The following is a 13,825-nucleotide window of genomic DNA, read 5'->3' on the forward strand; positions in this document are numbered from 1 at the left end:
CCCGCTGATCTGCAAGGAGTCGCTCATGCGACACCCCCCGCGTTCAGTACTTTTAGCCGTCGCCGGCGCCGTGACCCTCGTCGGGTCCGTCAGCGTGCCGTGACGCATTCCCTGCACGAGGAGTGCCGGCTCGGCCTGCCCCACATCAACTCGGCGCATTCCGGCGCCTCTTCGGCCTGCTCGACGAACGAATACGGGCTGCGTGCCCCTCTGCGCGCCCTGAACGGCTGACACCCGCAACCGAGAAGGAAACCCGCACTCATGAGTCGTACCAGAACTGCGTTCCTCGCGGCGCTGGCCCTGGTCGCCGGCGCCTCCGGCACCGCGGTCGCCGCCTATCCCGGGGACGTCGGCATCTCGGCGATCCCCTGCACCGTGGACTACAAGGTGCAGAACGACTGGGGTACCGGCTTCACCGCCAACGTGACGATCACCAACAACAGTGCCCCCAAGTCGAGTTGGGCGGTGAAGTGGTCGTACGCCGGTAACCAGAAGGTCACCAGCGGCTGGAACGCCAAGGTCAGCCAGAGCGGCACGGCCGTCACCGCGCTCAACGAGAGCTACAACGGCACGCTCGCCACCGGCGGTTCGACCAGCTTCGGCTTCCAGGGCACCTACAGCGGCACCAACGCCGTCCCGGCCACCTTCACCCTCGACGGCGTGACCTGCAACGTCGACGACGGTGGCGGCGGCCCCACCAATCCGCCGGACCCCGGCACCGGCAACCGGGTCGACAACCCCTACAGCGGCGCCAAGGTGTACGTGAACCCGGAGTGGGCCGCCAATGCCGCCGCCGAGCCCGGCGGCAGCCGGATCGCCAACCAGCCCACCGGTGTGTGGCTGGACCGGGTGGCCGCGATCAACGGCGCCGGCGGGAAGATGGGCCTGCGGGCGCACCTCGACGAGGCCCTGAAGCAGAAGGGCAGCGGCGAACTCGCCGTCCAGCTGGTGATCTACGACCTGCCGGGCCGCGACTGCGCGGCGCTCGCCTCCAACGGTGAGTTCGGGCCGACGGACATCGACAAGTACAAGACGCAGTACATCGACCCGATCGCCGCGATCCTCGCCGATCCCAAGTACGCCTCGCTGCGGATCGTCACCACGGTCGAGCTCGACTCCCTGCCGAACCTCGTCACCAACGTCTCGCCCCGCAACACCGCCACCCCCAACTGCGACACGATGAAGGCGAACGGCAACTACATCAAGGGTGTCGGCTACGCGCTGAACAAGCTCGGTGACGTCCCCAACGTCTACAACTACGTGGACGCCGGGCACCACGGCTGGCTCGGCTGGGACGACAACTTCTCGGCGACCGTCCAGACGATCAAGCAGGCGGCGACCGCCGAGGGCGCCACGCTGAACGACGTCCACGGCTTCATCACCAACACCGCCAACTACAGCGCGTTGAAGGAGCCGTACTACACCATCAACGACTCCGTGAACGGCAAGTCCGTGCGCGAGTCGAAGTGGGTCGACTGGAACCGGTACGTCGACGAGCTCTCCTACGCCCAGGCCTTCCGCCAGGAGGCCGTGAACCAGGGCTTCCCCTCGGGCGTCGGCATGCTCATCGACACCTCCCGCAACGGCTGGGGCGGCAGCGCCCGGCCGACCGGTCCCGGCGCCAAGACCGACGTGGACACCTATGTCGACGGCGGCCGTATCGACCGGCGCCTCAACACCGGCAACTGGTGCAACCAGTCCGGCGCCGGCCTCGGTGAGCGTCCGCAGGCCAGTCCGGCGGCCGGGATCGACGCGTACGTCTGGATCAAGCCGCCGGGTGAGTCCGACGGCGCCAGCAGTGCCGTCCCGAACGACGAGGGCAAGGGCTTCGACCGGATGTGCGACCCGACGTACACGGGTAACCCGCGCAACAACAACCACATGTCCGGTGCGCTGCCGAACGCGCCGTTGTCCGGGCACTGGTTCTCGGCGCAGTTCCAGCAGTTGATGCAGAATGCCTACCCGCCGTTGCCTTAACGGTGCGTTGGTGACTGCGGGTTGAGTGTGGTCGATCGCGCAGTTCCCCGCGCCCCTTAGGGGCGTGCGTTGCCGCCGGGGTTTGTCAGTGCCGCTCTGACAGGTCCCGGCGGCATCATCCGTACCCCGCTTTTTGCCGTCCCGGCAACGCTGCTGGTCTCCTTTCGGTGCGTCGGCGCACGCTGGTCGTACGCGGACGAGAGGGTGGCCACCATGGCGCACGACCACAATCACCACACCGACATCGACTGGGCCGAGATGGCTCCGATGCTAGAGGACCAGGCCGAGCTGTACACGCCCCTGTACGAGCACGCCATGGCCTGGCTGGCCAAGCGGCAGACCGAGCCAGGGCTCGTCGTCGACGCGGGCAGTGGGCCGGGGGTGGTGTCATGTCTGCTCGCCGACACTTTTCCGGGTGCCCGGGTCGTCGCCGTCGACGGGTCGGAGCCGCTGCTGGAGCGGGCCCGGGAGCGGGCCGGGCGGCTCGGTGTCGCGGACCGGTTCGGCACGCTCGCCGGTGAACTGCCCGAGGTGTTGGGCGACTTGGACTATCCCGCCGATCTGCTGTGGGCCAGCTGGAGCGTGCACCACCTCGGTGACCAGAAGGCGGCTCTGGCAGCGTTCGCCGCGCGGCTCGCGCCCGGCGGCACCCTCGCCCTGCTGGAGGGCAGCCTGCCCACCCGGTATCTGCCGCGCGACATCGGCATCGGCCGCCCGGGGCTGCAGGCCCGGCTCGACGCGGTGCACGAGGAGTGGTTCACCGAGATGCGGGCCGCGCTGCCCGGCTCGGTCGACGAGATCGAGGACTGGGCGGCGCTGATGACGTCCGTGGGGCTGAAGCCGACCGGAACCCGCAGCTTCCTCCTCGACCTGCCCGCCCCCACCACCGACCGGGCCCGCCGGTGTGCCGTGACCGCCTTCACCCGGATGCGGGACGTGCTCGGCGAGCGCCTCGACGCCGACGACCGTGCCACGCTCGACCGGCTCGTCGACCCCGACGACAAGGCGAGCCTGCACCACCGCCCGGACGTGTTCGTCCTGACGGCCCGCACGGTGCACACGGCGGTCCGTCCGGTCTGACGCCCTTCTCGTCGCCTCCGGTCCTTGACTTCGAGAACGCTCCAAGTGATCTACTGCGCGACGTTCACCGAAAACAGGGGGTAGTCATGAGTGATGCACCGGTCGCACTGATCACGGGTGGCGGCAGCGGCATCGGGGCCGCGGTCGCGCGGCAGTTGCTGGACGCCGGGCACCGGGTGACCGTCACCGGGCGTGGGGAGGAGCGGCTGCGGGGCTTCGCCGAGGAGCTCGGCAATCCCGACGGCCTGCTGACGATCGTCGGGAGTGCGGCCGAGTACGGGGACGTCCAGGCCGCGGTCGACACGACACTCAAGTCCTTCGGCCGGCTGGACACGGTCGTCGCCAACGCCGGTTTCGCCACCCACGACACGGTCGCCGAGGGCGACCCGTCCGGCTGGACCGAGATGGTGCTGACCAACGTCCTCGGCCCGGCCCTGCTGATCCGCGCCTCGATCGACGCCCTCAAGGAGACCCGTGGCCGGATCGTGCTGGTGGGCAGTGTCGCCGGCTTCGTGAACGGGCCCGGCAACATCTACGGGGCAACCAAGTGGGCGGTGACCGGGCTGGCCGAGAACACCCGGCGGCAGGTCACCGAGTGGGGAGTGGGCGTGACCCACATCGCGCCGGGCCGGACGGAGACCCCGTTCTGGGACAGCTACGGCAGCCTTCCGCCGGGGAATCTCCTCACCGCCGACCAGATCGCCGACTCGGTCGTGTGGGCCATCCGGCAGCCCGCGGGAGTCGACGTCAACACGGTCGTCGTCCGGCCGATCGGGCAGCCCAACTGAGGTGAGCGCGGGTTGGTGCGCGCCGCGGCGGCTTCGAGGGGCATGTGGTGACGAGCCACGGACATGACGAAGGCCCGGACGGTGGTCCCGTCCGGGCCCTCCCCGGTTCATGGCCTCAGCCGATGTCGAACGTCGCCGGGTCCGGGCCGATGCGGCGGTCCTCGTTGAGGGCGCTGATCGCGGCCAGGTCCTCGGTGTCCAGGCTGAAGTCGAAGACCTCGATGTTCTCCTTGATCCGGGACGGGGTCACGGACTTGGGGATCACCACGTTGCCGAGCTGGAGGTGCCAGCGCAGGACGACCTGGGCCGGGGTGCGGCCGTGCTTCTGGGCGATGGCGACGATCGCCGGGACCTCCAGGAGGCCCTTGCCCTGGCCGAGCGGGGACCAGGCCTCGGTGGCGATGCCCTGCTCCGCGTGGAACTCACGGGAGGCGTGCTGCTGGAGGTGCGGGTGCAGCTCGATCTGGTTGACCGCCGGGATGACCGAGGTCTCGGCGATGAGCCGCTGCAGGTGCTCCGGGTAGAAGTTGGAGACGCCGATCGCACGGACCCGGCCGTCGGCGTGCAGCTTCTCGAACGCCTTGTACGTGTCGACGTACTTGTCCCGGGCCGGCAGCGGCCAGTGGATCAGGTACAGATCCACGTAGTCCAGGCCGAGCTTCTCCAGGGAGGTGTCGAAGGCGCGCAGGGTGGCGTCGTACCCCTGATCGCTGTTCCAGAGCTTGGTGGTGACGAACACGTCCTCGCGGGGGATGCCGGAGGAGGTGATGGCCTTGCCGGTGCCCTCTTCGTTGCCGTAGATCGCCGCTGTGTCGATGCTGCGGTACCCGGCCTCCAGGGCGGTCGCGACCGCCTGCTGCGCCTCGTCGTCCGGCACCTGCCAGACGCCGAAGCCCAGCTGGGGCATCTCGACGCCGTTGTTCAGGATGATCGGGGGGACCTTGCTGCTCACGAGCTCTTGATCCTTACGGTTGTCGTCAGGTGGTACTCCCATCGTCAACGATCACGAGCCGTGATGCATTCCTGACGACGGAATCGAGCGGAAGACGACAGAATCTCCCGGAAACGCCCTCAGGCCCGGTACAAGGCCTCGACCTCGTTGACGTACGCGTTCTCGATGGCCTTGCGCTTCAGCTTCAGCGACGGCGTCAGCAGGCCGTGCTCCTCGGTGAACGGCTGGGCCAGGATGCGGAAGGTCCGGATCGACTCGGCCTGCGAGACCAGGGTGTTGGCGGCGACCACGGCCCGCCGTACCTCGGTCTCCAGGTCCGCGTCCCGCACCAGTTCGGCCGCTGTCATCCGCGGCTTGCCGCGCATCGCGAGCCAGTGCTCGACGGCCTCCTGGTCGAGGGTGACCAGGGCGGCGATGTACGGGCGGTCGTTGCCGACGACGATGCACTGGGAGACCAGCGGATGGTCCCGGACGCGCTCCTCCAACTGGCCCGGCGAGACGCTCTTGCCGCCGGAGGTGACCAGGATCTCCTTCTTGCGGCCGGTGATGGTGAGGTAGCCGTCCTCGTCGAGGGAGCCCAGGTCGCCGGTGGCGAGCCAGCCGTCGTGCAGGGTCGCGTCGGTGGCCTTCTGGTTGTTGAGGTAGCCCTGGAAGACGTTGTCACCGCGCAGCCAGATCTCGCCGTCGTCCGCGATGTGCACGGTCATGCCGGGGATGGGCTGTCCGACGGTGCCGTAGCGGGTGCGCTCGGGCGGGTTCGCGGTGGCGGCGGCCGTCGACTCGGTGAGGCCGTAGCCCTCGTAGATGTGGATGCCGGCGCCCGCGAAGAACAGGCCGAGCCGGCGGTCCATGGCCGAACCGCCGGTCATCGCCTGCTTGATGCGGCCGCCCATCGCCGCCCGCATCTTCGAGTAGACGAGCTTGTCGAAGAGCTGATGCTGCATGCGCAGCCCCGCCGAAGGGCCGGGCCCGATGCCCCAGGACTTCGCCTCCATGGCGTCCGCGTACTTCACCGCGATGTCGACGGCCTTCTCGAAGGCGCCCGCCTTGCCCTCCTTCTCCGCCTTGCGGCGCGAGGCGTTGAACACCTTCTCGAAGATGTACGGCACCCCGAGGAAGAACGTCGGCTTGAACGCGGCGAGGTCGGGCATCAGCGCGGCGGCGTTCATCTGCGGCTGGTGGCCGAAGCGGACCCGGCCGCGGATCGCGGCGACCTGCACCATCCGCCCGAAGACATGGGCGAGCGGCAGGAAGAGAAGGGTCGCGGCCTCGTCGCCCTTCTTGGAGTGGAACACCGGCTCCCAGCGCTCGATGACGGTGTCCGCCTCGTACATGAGGTTGCCGTGCGAGATGACACAGCCCTTGGGGCGGCCGGTGGTGCCGGAGGTGTAGATGATGGTGGCGACGGAGTCGGGGGTGACCGCCTGCCGGTGCCGGTGGACCACGTCGTCGTCGAGGTGGGCGCCGGCGTCGTACAGCTCCTGCACACAGCCCGCGTCCAGCTGCCACAGCTCGCGCAGCTGCGGCAGCCGGTCGATGACGGTGGCGATGGTCATCGCGTGGTCCTCGTGCTCCACGATCGCGGCCGTGCACTCGGCGTCGTAGAGCATCCAGAAACACTGTTCCGCCGACGAGGTGGGGTAGACCGGCACCACCTGGGCGCCGATCGTCCACAGGGCGAAGTCGAAGAGGGTCCACTCGTAGCGGGTGCGGGAGACGATCGCGACCCGGTCACCGAACCGGATGCCGCGGGCGAGCAGTCCCTTGGCGAGGGCGAGCACCTCGTCGCGGAACTCGGCCGCGGTCACGTCCCGCCACTGACCGGACTCGTCCTTGCGGCCGAGCGCCACGTACAGCGGGTCCTCCTGGGCATGGGCGAACACCACGTCGGCCAATCCGCCCACCGGGGGTGCCAACGCCAACGGAGGGCTGGTGAACTCGCGCAAACCCCGCTCCCTCGACATTGGTTCGACGCTCCGCACAGCGCCGTGAAAGCTACCCCACCCGCCGACGGGGCGGGAGGGGGTGCCGGTCGAGCGATGTTCAGGTAGCGGCTGGTCAGCGCCGGAAAATGCGCTCACATGGGGAAGGGTCGGACAGAAAACCGACGGTTGCGTAAGTTTCGGACCCGCAATCTCCACCGAATCTGTACGACCCGATCACCCCGTGCCCGGCCTGTCGGAATGATCAGTTCCGTTGGGTGGCCGTCTCTTCCGTCAGCGTCGTCGCGGCCGGTTTCGTCACACCCGTCCGCACCGCGCCCGGCGTCCTGAGCAGGGCCAGGACCAGCACGCCGCCGACCACCGCCACCGTGCCGGCCGTCACCGCCGCCGTGTTGAGCCCCGAGGCGAACGCCGCCCGCAGCGCGTGCTCCGGGAAGACGCCGCGCAGCGCCCCCGCTCCGCCGCCCGCCAGCGCGTGGGCCGCGTCGCGCGGCAGCGCGTCCGCCATCCGGTCGGTCAGGACCGTGCCGAAGAAGGCCAGGCCGAGCGCGTACCCGAACTGCCGGAAGGTGTTGACCGCACCGCTCGCCATGCCCGACCGCTCCCGCTCCACCGTCGCCAGCGCGGCCCCCGCCACCGAGGGCGCCACCAGGCCCGTGCCCACCCCCACCAGGAGCAGCCCCGGGACCAGCGCCGTCGACGTCGAACCGGCGTCCAGGAACGCCATGCAGAACTGCCCGGCGCCGATCAGCAGCAGCCCGCCCCCGACGGTGAACCGGGCCGGCACCCCGTGCAGCAGCCGCCCGCCCGCCGCCGCCACCGCGAACGCGGCCAGCGACAGCCACAGGAACACCAGCCCGCCGCGCACCGGAGACATCCCCAGCACGGTCTGCAACCAGATCGAGGTGTATGCCAGCAGACCGAACGCCGCCGCGTTGAAGGCGAACGCGCCCGCCATCACCCCGGAGAACGCCGGCTTCAGGAACAGCCGCGGATCGATCAGCGGGTCGGCGACCCGCCGCTCCACGACCACGAAGCAGACCAGCGCCAGGGCCGCGCCCGCGAAGGAGACGAGGGTGCCCGTGGCGCCCCAGCCGTGCGACCCGGCGCGCACCGCCCCGTACGTCACCCCGCCCGCGAACGCCGCGAACGTCACCGTCCCCGCCCAGTCGACCCGGCGCCCGGCCCGACCGCGCGACTCCGGCACCGCGCGCAGCGTCAGCCACACCGCGACCACGCTCACCGGCAGGTTGACGTAGAAGATCCACCGCCAGCCGGGCCCGTCCGTCAGCAGTCCGCCCAGCACCGGACCCACCGCGGACGCCGCGCCGGCCACCGCGCCCCAGGTGCCGAGCGCAACCGACAGCCGCCGCCCCTGGTACACCGACGCCAGCAGCGGCAGCGTCGTGGCGAGCGTCGCCGCCGCGCCCGCGCCCTGCAGCGCCCGCGCCGCGACCAGCGTCGCCGGGCCGGACGACAGGCCGCACAGCAGCGAGGCCCCGGCGAACACCACGACCCCGGTCACATGCACCCGCCGCCGCCCGAGCACGTCGGCCGCGGCGCCCACCCCCAGCAGCAGCGCGGCCAGCGCCAGCGCGTAGGCGTCCATCACCCATTGCAGATCGCTCAGCGACGCGTTCAGCGCCGCCGCCATGTCCGGCAGCGCGACGATCGCGATCGTCACGTCCAGCAACAACATGAACGTGCCGAGACACACCGCCGTCAGCGGCCCCCAAGTACGCATGTCCTCAACTCCTCGTCCGTGGGATGCGTATGACTCCGTACGATGAGGTCCTCGCGACCGATCGGACTGGTATTCGGCGTCAGATCGCCGGAACTCGACAGGAGTGGGCATGCTGGAGATGGAATCCGCCACCCTCGACCGGCTGGACCTCCAGCTGCTGGCGGCGCTGGAGATCAACGGCCGGGCCTCCTTCAGCCGGCTGGGGACGGTGCTCGGGGTCTCCGACCAGACCATCGCGCGCCGCTTCCGCAGACTGAGCGCTGAGGCGGGGCTGCGGGTGGTCGCGCTCCGGGACGGCTACCGGCTCGGGCAGGACCAGTGGATGCTCCGCTTCCGCTGCGCGCCCGACAGTGCCGCGGCCGTCTCGGACGCCCTCGCCAAACGGCCCGACACGGGCTGGATCGGCCTCGCCTCCGGCGGCACCGAGATCGTCTGCATGACCCGGCCCCGCAGCCCCGGCGACCACGACGAACTCCTGCTCGGCAAGCTGCCCCGCACCCCGAGCGTCGTCGACATCCGCGCCCACCAGCTGCTGCACCGCTTCTACGGCGGCCCGACCGGCTGGTCCCAGAAGTTCGGCGTGCTCACGGACGAGCAGATCGCCGCGCTGCGCCCGCATCCCGAGCCCGGACCGGGACCGGCCCGCATCGACCCGGACGACGAACCCCTGCTCGCCGTCCTCGAACGCGACGGACGCGCCGGCTACCCCGAACTCCAGCGCGCCACCGGCCGCTCCGAGTCCGCGGTCAAACGCCGCCTGACCGCGTTGCTCGACTCCGGGGCCGTCTACATCGACCTCGAGTACCACTCCGAGGCCTTGGGCTTCCCCCGCGCCGCCGCCCTGTGGATCACCACCGCCCCCGACGCCCTGCACTCCGTCGGCCAGGCCCTCGCGGGCCATGACGAGGTCGCCTTCGCCAGCGCCACGGCCGGCCCCTCCAACCTCTTCGTCACCGCCGTCGTCCGGGACACGGCAGCCCTCTACGCCTATCTCAGCGGCCCCCTCGGCCGACTCGACGGAGTCCGGCACGTGGAGGCGACGCCGTTCCTGCGCCGGGTGAAACAGCTGACGTACGCCAAGCCCTAGCCGCGGTGCAGTCGGTCGCCGCTTGTCAGGATCGCTGCCGTCAGGGCGTCCGCCGCGCCGTGGGACGTCGTGCGGCGGTGGCCGTGGATCAGGACGAAGTCGACGCGGCCCAGTTCCGGCAGGCCGAAGCGGTCCGGTACGCGGACCAGGCCCGGGGGGATGAGGCCCCGGGAGTGGGCCATCACGCCGAGTCCGGCGCGGGCCGCCGCGATCAGGCCGTTGAGGCTGCCGCTCGTGCACGCGATCCGCCACTCGCGGCCCTGCCGCTCCAGCGCCTCCAGCGCGAGCGCCCGCGTGATGCCGGGCGGCGGATAGACGATCAGCGGGACCGGGCGGTCCGGGTCGAGGCGGAGGCGTTCCGCGCCGATCCACACCAGCCGGTCGTGCCACACCAGTTCGCCGCGCGGGTCCTCCGGCCGGCGTTTGGCGAGGACCAGGTCCAGCTTCCCGGCCGCCAACTGCTCGTGCAGCGTGCCCGAGAGCTCCACGGTCAGCTCCAGGTCGACCTCGGGGTGGTCGTGGCGGAAGCGCTCCAGGATCTCCGGCAGCCGGGTCAGCACGAAGTCCTCCGACGCCCCGAAGCGCAGCCGGCCGCGCAGCCGGGTACCCGTGAAGAACGCCGACGCCTGTTCGTGCACGTCCAGGATGCGGCGCGCGAAGCCGAGCATCGCCTCGCCGTCCTCCGTCAGCTCCACCGAGTGGGTGTCCCGGGTGAACAACTGCCGCCCGGCCGCCTCCTCAAGACGCCGTACGTGCTGACTGACGGTCGACTGGCGCAGCCCGAGCCGCCGGGCGGCCTGGGTGAAGCTCAGGGTCTGCGCCACCGTCAGGAACGTACGCAACTGGGAAGGGTCGTACATGGCCCTCACGTTATCGCGGTACGTGATGACAGTCAGAGCCGTATGCCGGATTCCCGATCGGGGGAGGGAGGAGGACGATGGACGGGGGTCCCACGGCCCCGGTACCGCCGAGAGCACGACGAGCATGTGGAGCACCGTGAAACGCCTGCGCCGACCGAGTTGGCTGCCGATCGACCCGTACATCCTGCTGCTCCTCGGGACGGTGGGCCTCGCCGCCCTGCTCCCGGCGCGCGGCACGGGTGCGGACGTGGCCTCCGGCGCCTCCACGGCCGCCATCGCCTTCCTCTTCTTCCTGTACGGCGCCCGCCTGTCCACCCGCGAGGCGATGGACGGCCTCAAGCACTGGCGCCTGCACGTCACGGTCCTCGCCTGTACGTTCGTCGTCTTCCCGCTGCTCGGCACGGCCGCCCGCGGCCTCGTCCCGGTGCTGCTGACCCAGCCCCTCTACCAGGGCCTGCTCTTCCTCACCCTCGTCCCCTCGACGATCCAGTCCTCGATCGCCTTCACCTCCATGGCCCGCGGCAACGTGCCCGCGGCGATCTGCGCCGGCTCCTTCTCCTCCCTGGTCGGCATCGTCATCACGCCGCTGCTCGCCGCGGCCCTGCTCGGCAGCAGCGCGGGCGGCTTCTCGGCCGACTCGCTGGTGCAGATCGTGCTCCAGCTGCTGGTGCCGTTCGTCGCCGGGCAGTTGCTGCGGCGCTGGATCGGCGGTTTCGTCGTCCGGCACAAGAAGGTCCTCGGCCTCGTCGACCGCGGTTCGATCCTCCTCGTCGTCTACACCGCGTTCAGCGAGGGCATGGTCCAGGGCATCTGGCACCAGGTCAGCCCGCTGCGGCTGGCCGGGCTGCTCGCCGTCGAGGGCGTGCTGCTCGCCGTGATGCTGGCGCTGACCTGGTACGGCGCGAAGGCCCTGCGCTTCGACCGGGAGGACCGGATCGCCATCCAGTTCGCCGGCTCCAAGAAGTCCCTCGCCTCCGGACTGCCCATGGCGAGCGTCCTGTTCGGCGCGCACGCCTCGCTCGCCGTGCTGCCGCTGATGCTCTTCCACCAGATGCAGCTGATGGTCTGCGCGGTCATCGCCAAGCGCCGCGCCCACGACCCCGAGCCCGGCGTCACGGCACCGGTTGCAGCCGCAGCGTCACGAACCGCGGTCGGTACAGGGACACGTTCCGGTTGAGCTGCGCCGCCGCGGCGGCCGGGTCCAGCCAGTTCACGTCGTAACTGAGCACCAGCCGGCCGCCGCCCAGGGCGGGGTGGACCTGGGGGTTGTAGGCCGCCACCTGCCCCTTCGGCAGAGCGGGCGTGAAGTCCTTCGTCGGCCCGTGCCAGGGCCCGCTCGGCGCGCACGCCCAGTACGAGGTGACGGTCGTCAGCCCCGCCGTCCCCGCCGCCATCGTGAACAGCACATACGTCCCGTCCGCCCGCACCACCGAGAACGCGCTGCCCACACCGGTGCGCCTGCGCTCGTCGCCGAGCACCGCGGCCGGTCTCGCCCCGGCCCGCCAGTCGGAGCCGTCCCAGTACTGCCAGGCACCGGGCTCGCCGAGCCTGCCGTCCGGGACCCGCGCCGCGTACGCCGACGACACCGGCCGGGAGGCCGCCTGGCCGTCGTCGCCGCCGAAGACGTACGTCCACCCGCCCTCCTCGGCGAGCGTCGTACCGAACAGCACCCGCCGGGACGGATCGGGGACCAGCTGCTGGTCCAGCACCTTGACGATCGACTCCACCCGCAGGTCGGGCAGTGACAGCGTGGCCACCTCGGTGGCCGTGGGCGTCCCGTAGATCCACGGCGCGGCCGCCGCCGTACGCACCCACAGCACCACCCGCAGCACCTGCTCCGACGACCCCGGCGACCGGGGCTCCACCCGGGCCGCCACCGGCCAACGCCACTGATTCGGCGCGGGGTCGGGGAACAGGGGCGCCGGGAGCGTGCTCTCCAGCCGCCCGTCCCGCATCAGCACCGCCGAGTTGCGCACCAGCGGCGCCGCGGTGTCCCGCCACGCGTACGACTCACCGACCGGGTTGGGCGGGGCGTACACCTGCCCGAGATAGGTGTCCGAGAACAGCCACAGCACCCGCCCGTCCGGCAGCCGCACCGAGTGGGTGCCGTCGCCGCCGGTCCAGTCGTCGGCGCGGGTCGCGTCGTCGCCGTAGCGGGCGAACTCGGAGGTGAGCCCCTCGTCCGGCGACCACGAGCCGACGGTGCGCGGCACGCAGCCGCGCGCGTCCGGCCGGTCCTCGTCCTCGGGCAGGGACGTGAACAGCACGGCCCCGAGAACCAGGGCCAGCACCAGACCGAGCCCCGTTCCCGTCCGCTGTCGTGCTCGTACGTCGTCGGGCACCCACGGGACGTTAGTGGCCGGCGGTCACAGGGTCCATGGGGCGGTCGGCGGGCCGTGTTCCGCGCGTCAGGTGGGAGTGAGGGGCAGGGCGCGTAATTGTCCGGTGCGCGCGATGGTCAAGGGCGCGTGATGGTCAAGGGCGCAGCACGACCTTGCCGAGATTGCTCCGCGACTCGATCACGGCGTGCGCCGCGGCCGCGTCCGTGAGCGCGAACTCCGCGTGCACGGTCGGCCTCAGGGTCCCTTCCTCGAACAGCCGCCACAGTTCCGCCCGCCACCGCTCGTACAGCTCCGGCTCCCCGCGCGCGATCCGCGCCATCTGGAAGCCGATCACCGACTTGGCGCCCACGAGCAGGTCGTACGCCTGGATCGTGCCGCCGCCCGAGCTGTACGCGACGAGCCGGCCGCCGGGGGCGAGCGCGGCGAGGGCCGGAGTGAGCAGGTCGCCGCCGACCGCGTCCAGGACGTAGTCGACGGGCTCGCCCCAGCGCTCGTCGGCGTAGCGGACCACCTCGTCGGCGCCCAGGGACCGTACGAAGTCCGCCTTCGCCGCACTCGACACGGCCGCCACCACCCGGCCCGCGCCCCGCGCCCGGGCCAGCTGCACGGCCAGGTGGCCGACGCCGCTCGCCGCGGCGGTGACCAGCGCGGCCTCACCCTTCGCGGGGCGCGCGGCCTCCAGCGCGCCGAACGCCACCAGCCCGCTGCGCACGAGCGCGACGGCGTCCACGGCGGAGGCGCTGTCGGGCACCGGCGAGGCCATGGCCTCGTGCAGCACCGCGTGGTCGGCGTAGCCGTGCCCGAAGCACAGTCCCGTGACCCGGTCGCCGGCGCGGAAGCGGGTGACCTCGGCGCCTACCGCCACCACCTCCCCGGCGATCTCGCCGCCCAGCGGTATCGGCTCGGCGGCCTCGGTGACCTTGCGGACCACGGGGAGCGTGACGCCGATCGCCTCGCAGCGGACCAGGAGTTCGGCGGGGCCGGGCTCCGGGACGGCGACCCTCTCCAGGAACAGGGGGCCACCGGTGGACTCGTAGCGGATGCGGCGCATC

The 13,825-nt window shown here is 71.3% G+C and carries 12 protein-coding genes; 6 read left to right on the top strand and 6 right to left on the bottom strand.

Features of this window, described 5'->3' with window-relative positions; genetic code table 11:
- Positions 1-99 precede the first annotated feature (99 nt).
- The 4 genes from CRP56_RS48600 (at position 100) to CRP56_RS34470 (ending at position 3,845) form a co-directional block, all read left to right on the top strand.
- The gene (locus CRP56_RS48600; RefSeq protein ID WP_257041408.1) at positions 100-231 is read left to right on the top strand and encodes a hypothetical protein; all 132 of its coding nucleotides are present in this window, start codon (positions 100-102) and stop codon (positions 229-231) included.
- A 30-nt stretch (positions 232-261) separates the two neighbouring features.
- Positions 262-1,977 (top strand): glycoside hydrolase family 6 protein, encoded by a 1,716-nt coding sequence (locus CRP56_RS34460; RefSeq protein WP_097270722.1) that lies wholly within the window; start codon positions 262-264, stop codon positions 1,975-1,977.
- 213 nt (positions 1,978-2,190) lie between these two features.
- On the top strand, positions 2,191-3,057 hold the full coding sequence (locus CRP56_RS34465) for a class I SAM-dependent methyltransferase (RefSeq protein WP_097274733.1): 867 nt from the start codon (positions 2,191-2,193) through the stop codon (positions 3,055-3,057).
- Positions 3,058-3,143: 86 nt separating this feature from the next.
- Positions 3,144-3,845 carry an SDR family oxidoreductase gene (locus CRP56_RS34470; RefSeq protein ID WP_097270723.1) on the top strand — a complete coding sequence of 234 codons (702 nt, stop codon included), beginning with the start codon at positions 3,144-3,146 and terminating at the stop codon, positions 3,843-3,845.
- A gap of 115 nt (positions 3,846-3,960) precedes the next feature.
- Here CRP56_RS34470 and CRP56_RS34475 read toward each other — a convergent pair whose 3' ends face one another.
- The 3 genes from CRP56_RS34475 to CRP56_RS34485 all read right to left on the bottom strand — a co-directional run bounded on the left by CRP56_RS34475 (position 3,961) and on the right by CRP56_RS34485 (position 8,484).
- Positions 3,961-4,797, bottom strand: coding sequence for an aldo/keto reductase (locus CRP56_RS34475; RefSeq protein ID WP_097270725.1), 837 nt, complete (start codon positions 4,795-4,797; stop codon positions 3,961-3,963).
- 119 nt (positions 4,798-4,916) lie between these two features.
- The gene (locus CRP56_RS34480; RefSeq protein WP_097270726.1) at positions 4,917-6,743 is read right to left on the bottom strand and encodes an AMP-dependent synthetase/ligase; all 1,827 of its coding nucleotides are present in this window, start codon (positions 6,741-6,743) and stop codon (positions 4,917-4,919) included.
- Positions 6,744-6,984: 241 nt separating this feature from the next.
- Complete coding sequence (locus CRP56_RS34485; protein ID WP_097270728.1) at positions 6,985-8,484, bottom strand: MFS transporter; 1,500 nt, start codon at positions 8,482-8,484, stop codon at positions 6,985-6,987.
- Positions 8,485-8,593: 109 nt separating this feature from the next.
- Between CRP56_RS34485 and CRP56_RS34490 the strand changes: the two genes are divergently transcribed.
- The gene (locus CRP56_RS34490; protein ID WP_097270730.1) at positions 8,594-9,571 is read left to right on the top strand and encodes an Lrp/AsnC family transcriptional regulator; all 978 of its coding nucleotides are present in this window, start codon (positions 8,594-8,596) and stop codon (positions 9,569-9,571) included.
- On the opposite strand, the gene CRP56_RS34495 is transcribed toward CRP56_RS34490, so the two are convergent.
- Complete coding sequence (locus CRP56_RS34495) at positions 9,568-10,431, bottom strand: LysR substrate-binding domain-containing protein (protein ID WP_097270732.1); 864 nt, start codon at positions 10,429-10,431, stop codon at positions 9,568-9,570. The genes CRP56_RS34490 and CRP56_RS34495 overlap by 4 nt on opposite strands.
- A 163-nt stretch (positions 10,432-10,594) precedes the next feature.
- On the opposite strand from CRP56_RS34495, the gene CRP56_RS34500 reads away from it, so the two are divergent.
- Positions 10,595-11,608 (top strand): bile acid:sodium symporter family protein, encoded by a 1,014-nt coding sequence (locus CRP56_RS34500; protein ID WP_373559772.1) that lies wholly within the window; start codon positions 10,595-10,597, stop codon positions 11,606-11,608.
- Here CRP56_RS34500 and CRP56_RS34505 read toward each other — a convergent pair.
- Together CRP56_RS34505 and CRP56_RS34510 are read right to left on the bottom strand one after the other, a co-directional pair.
- Entirely contained in the window at positions 11,544-12,773 is a 1,230-nt protein-coding gene (locus CRP56_RS34505) for a DUF4185 domain-containing protein (protein WP_097270734.1), read from the bottom strand. The two genes, CRP56_RS34500 and CRP56_RS34505, sit on opposite strands and share 65 nt — an antisense overlap.
- A gap of 133 nt (positions 12,774-12,906) precedes the next feature.
- Positions 12,907-13,824 (bottom strand): quinone oxidoreductase family protein, encoded by a 918-nt coding sequence (locus tag CRP56_RS34510; protein ID WP_097270736.1) that lies wholly within the window; start codon positions 13,822-13,824, stop codon positions 12,907-12,909.
- Between the last annotated feature and the right edge of the window lies 1 nt (position 13,825).

The sequence above is a fragment of the Streptomyces sp. TLI_55 genome, assembly GCF_900206255.1.
In the GTDB taxonomy this organism is placed as follows: Bacteria; Actinomycetota; Actinomycetes; order Streptomycetales; family Streptomycetaceae; genus Streptomyces; species Streptomyces aquilus.

Coding starts and splice junctions, on each gene's coding strand:
- CRP56_RS34460 (WP_097270722.1), top strand. CDS start 262: ATGAGTCGTACCAGAACTGCGTTCCTCGCGGCGCTGGCCCTGGTCGCC.
- CRP56_RS34465 (WP_097274733.1), top strand. CDS start 2,191: ATGGCGCACGACCACAATCACCACACCGACATCGACTGGGCCGAGATG.
- CRP56_RS34470 (WP_097270723.1), top strand. CDS start 3,144: ATGAGTGATGCACCGGTCGCACTGATCACGGGTGGCGGCAGCGGCATC.
- CRP56_RS34485 (WP_097270728.1), bottom strand. CDS start 8,484: ATGCGTACTTGGGGGCCGCTGACGGCGGTGTGTCTCGGCACGTTCATG.
- CRP56_RS34490 (WP_097270730.1), top strand. CDS start 8,594: ATGCTGGAGATGGAATCCGCCACCCTCGACCGGCTGGACCTCCAGCTG.
- CRP56_RS34495 (WP_097270732.1), bottom strand. CDS start 10,431: ATGTACGACCCTTCCCAGTTGCGTACGTTCCTGACGGTGGCGCAGACC.
- CRP56_RS34510 (WP_097270736.1), bottom strand. CDS start 13,824: ATGCGCCGCATCCGCTACGAGTCCACCGGTGGCCCCCTGTTCCTGGAG.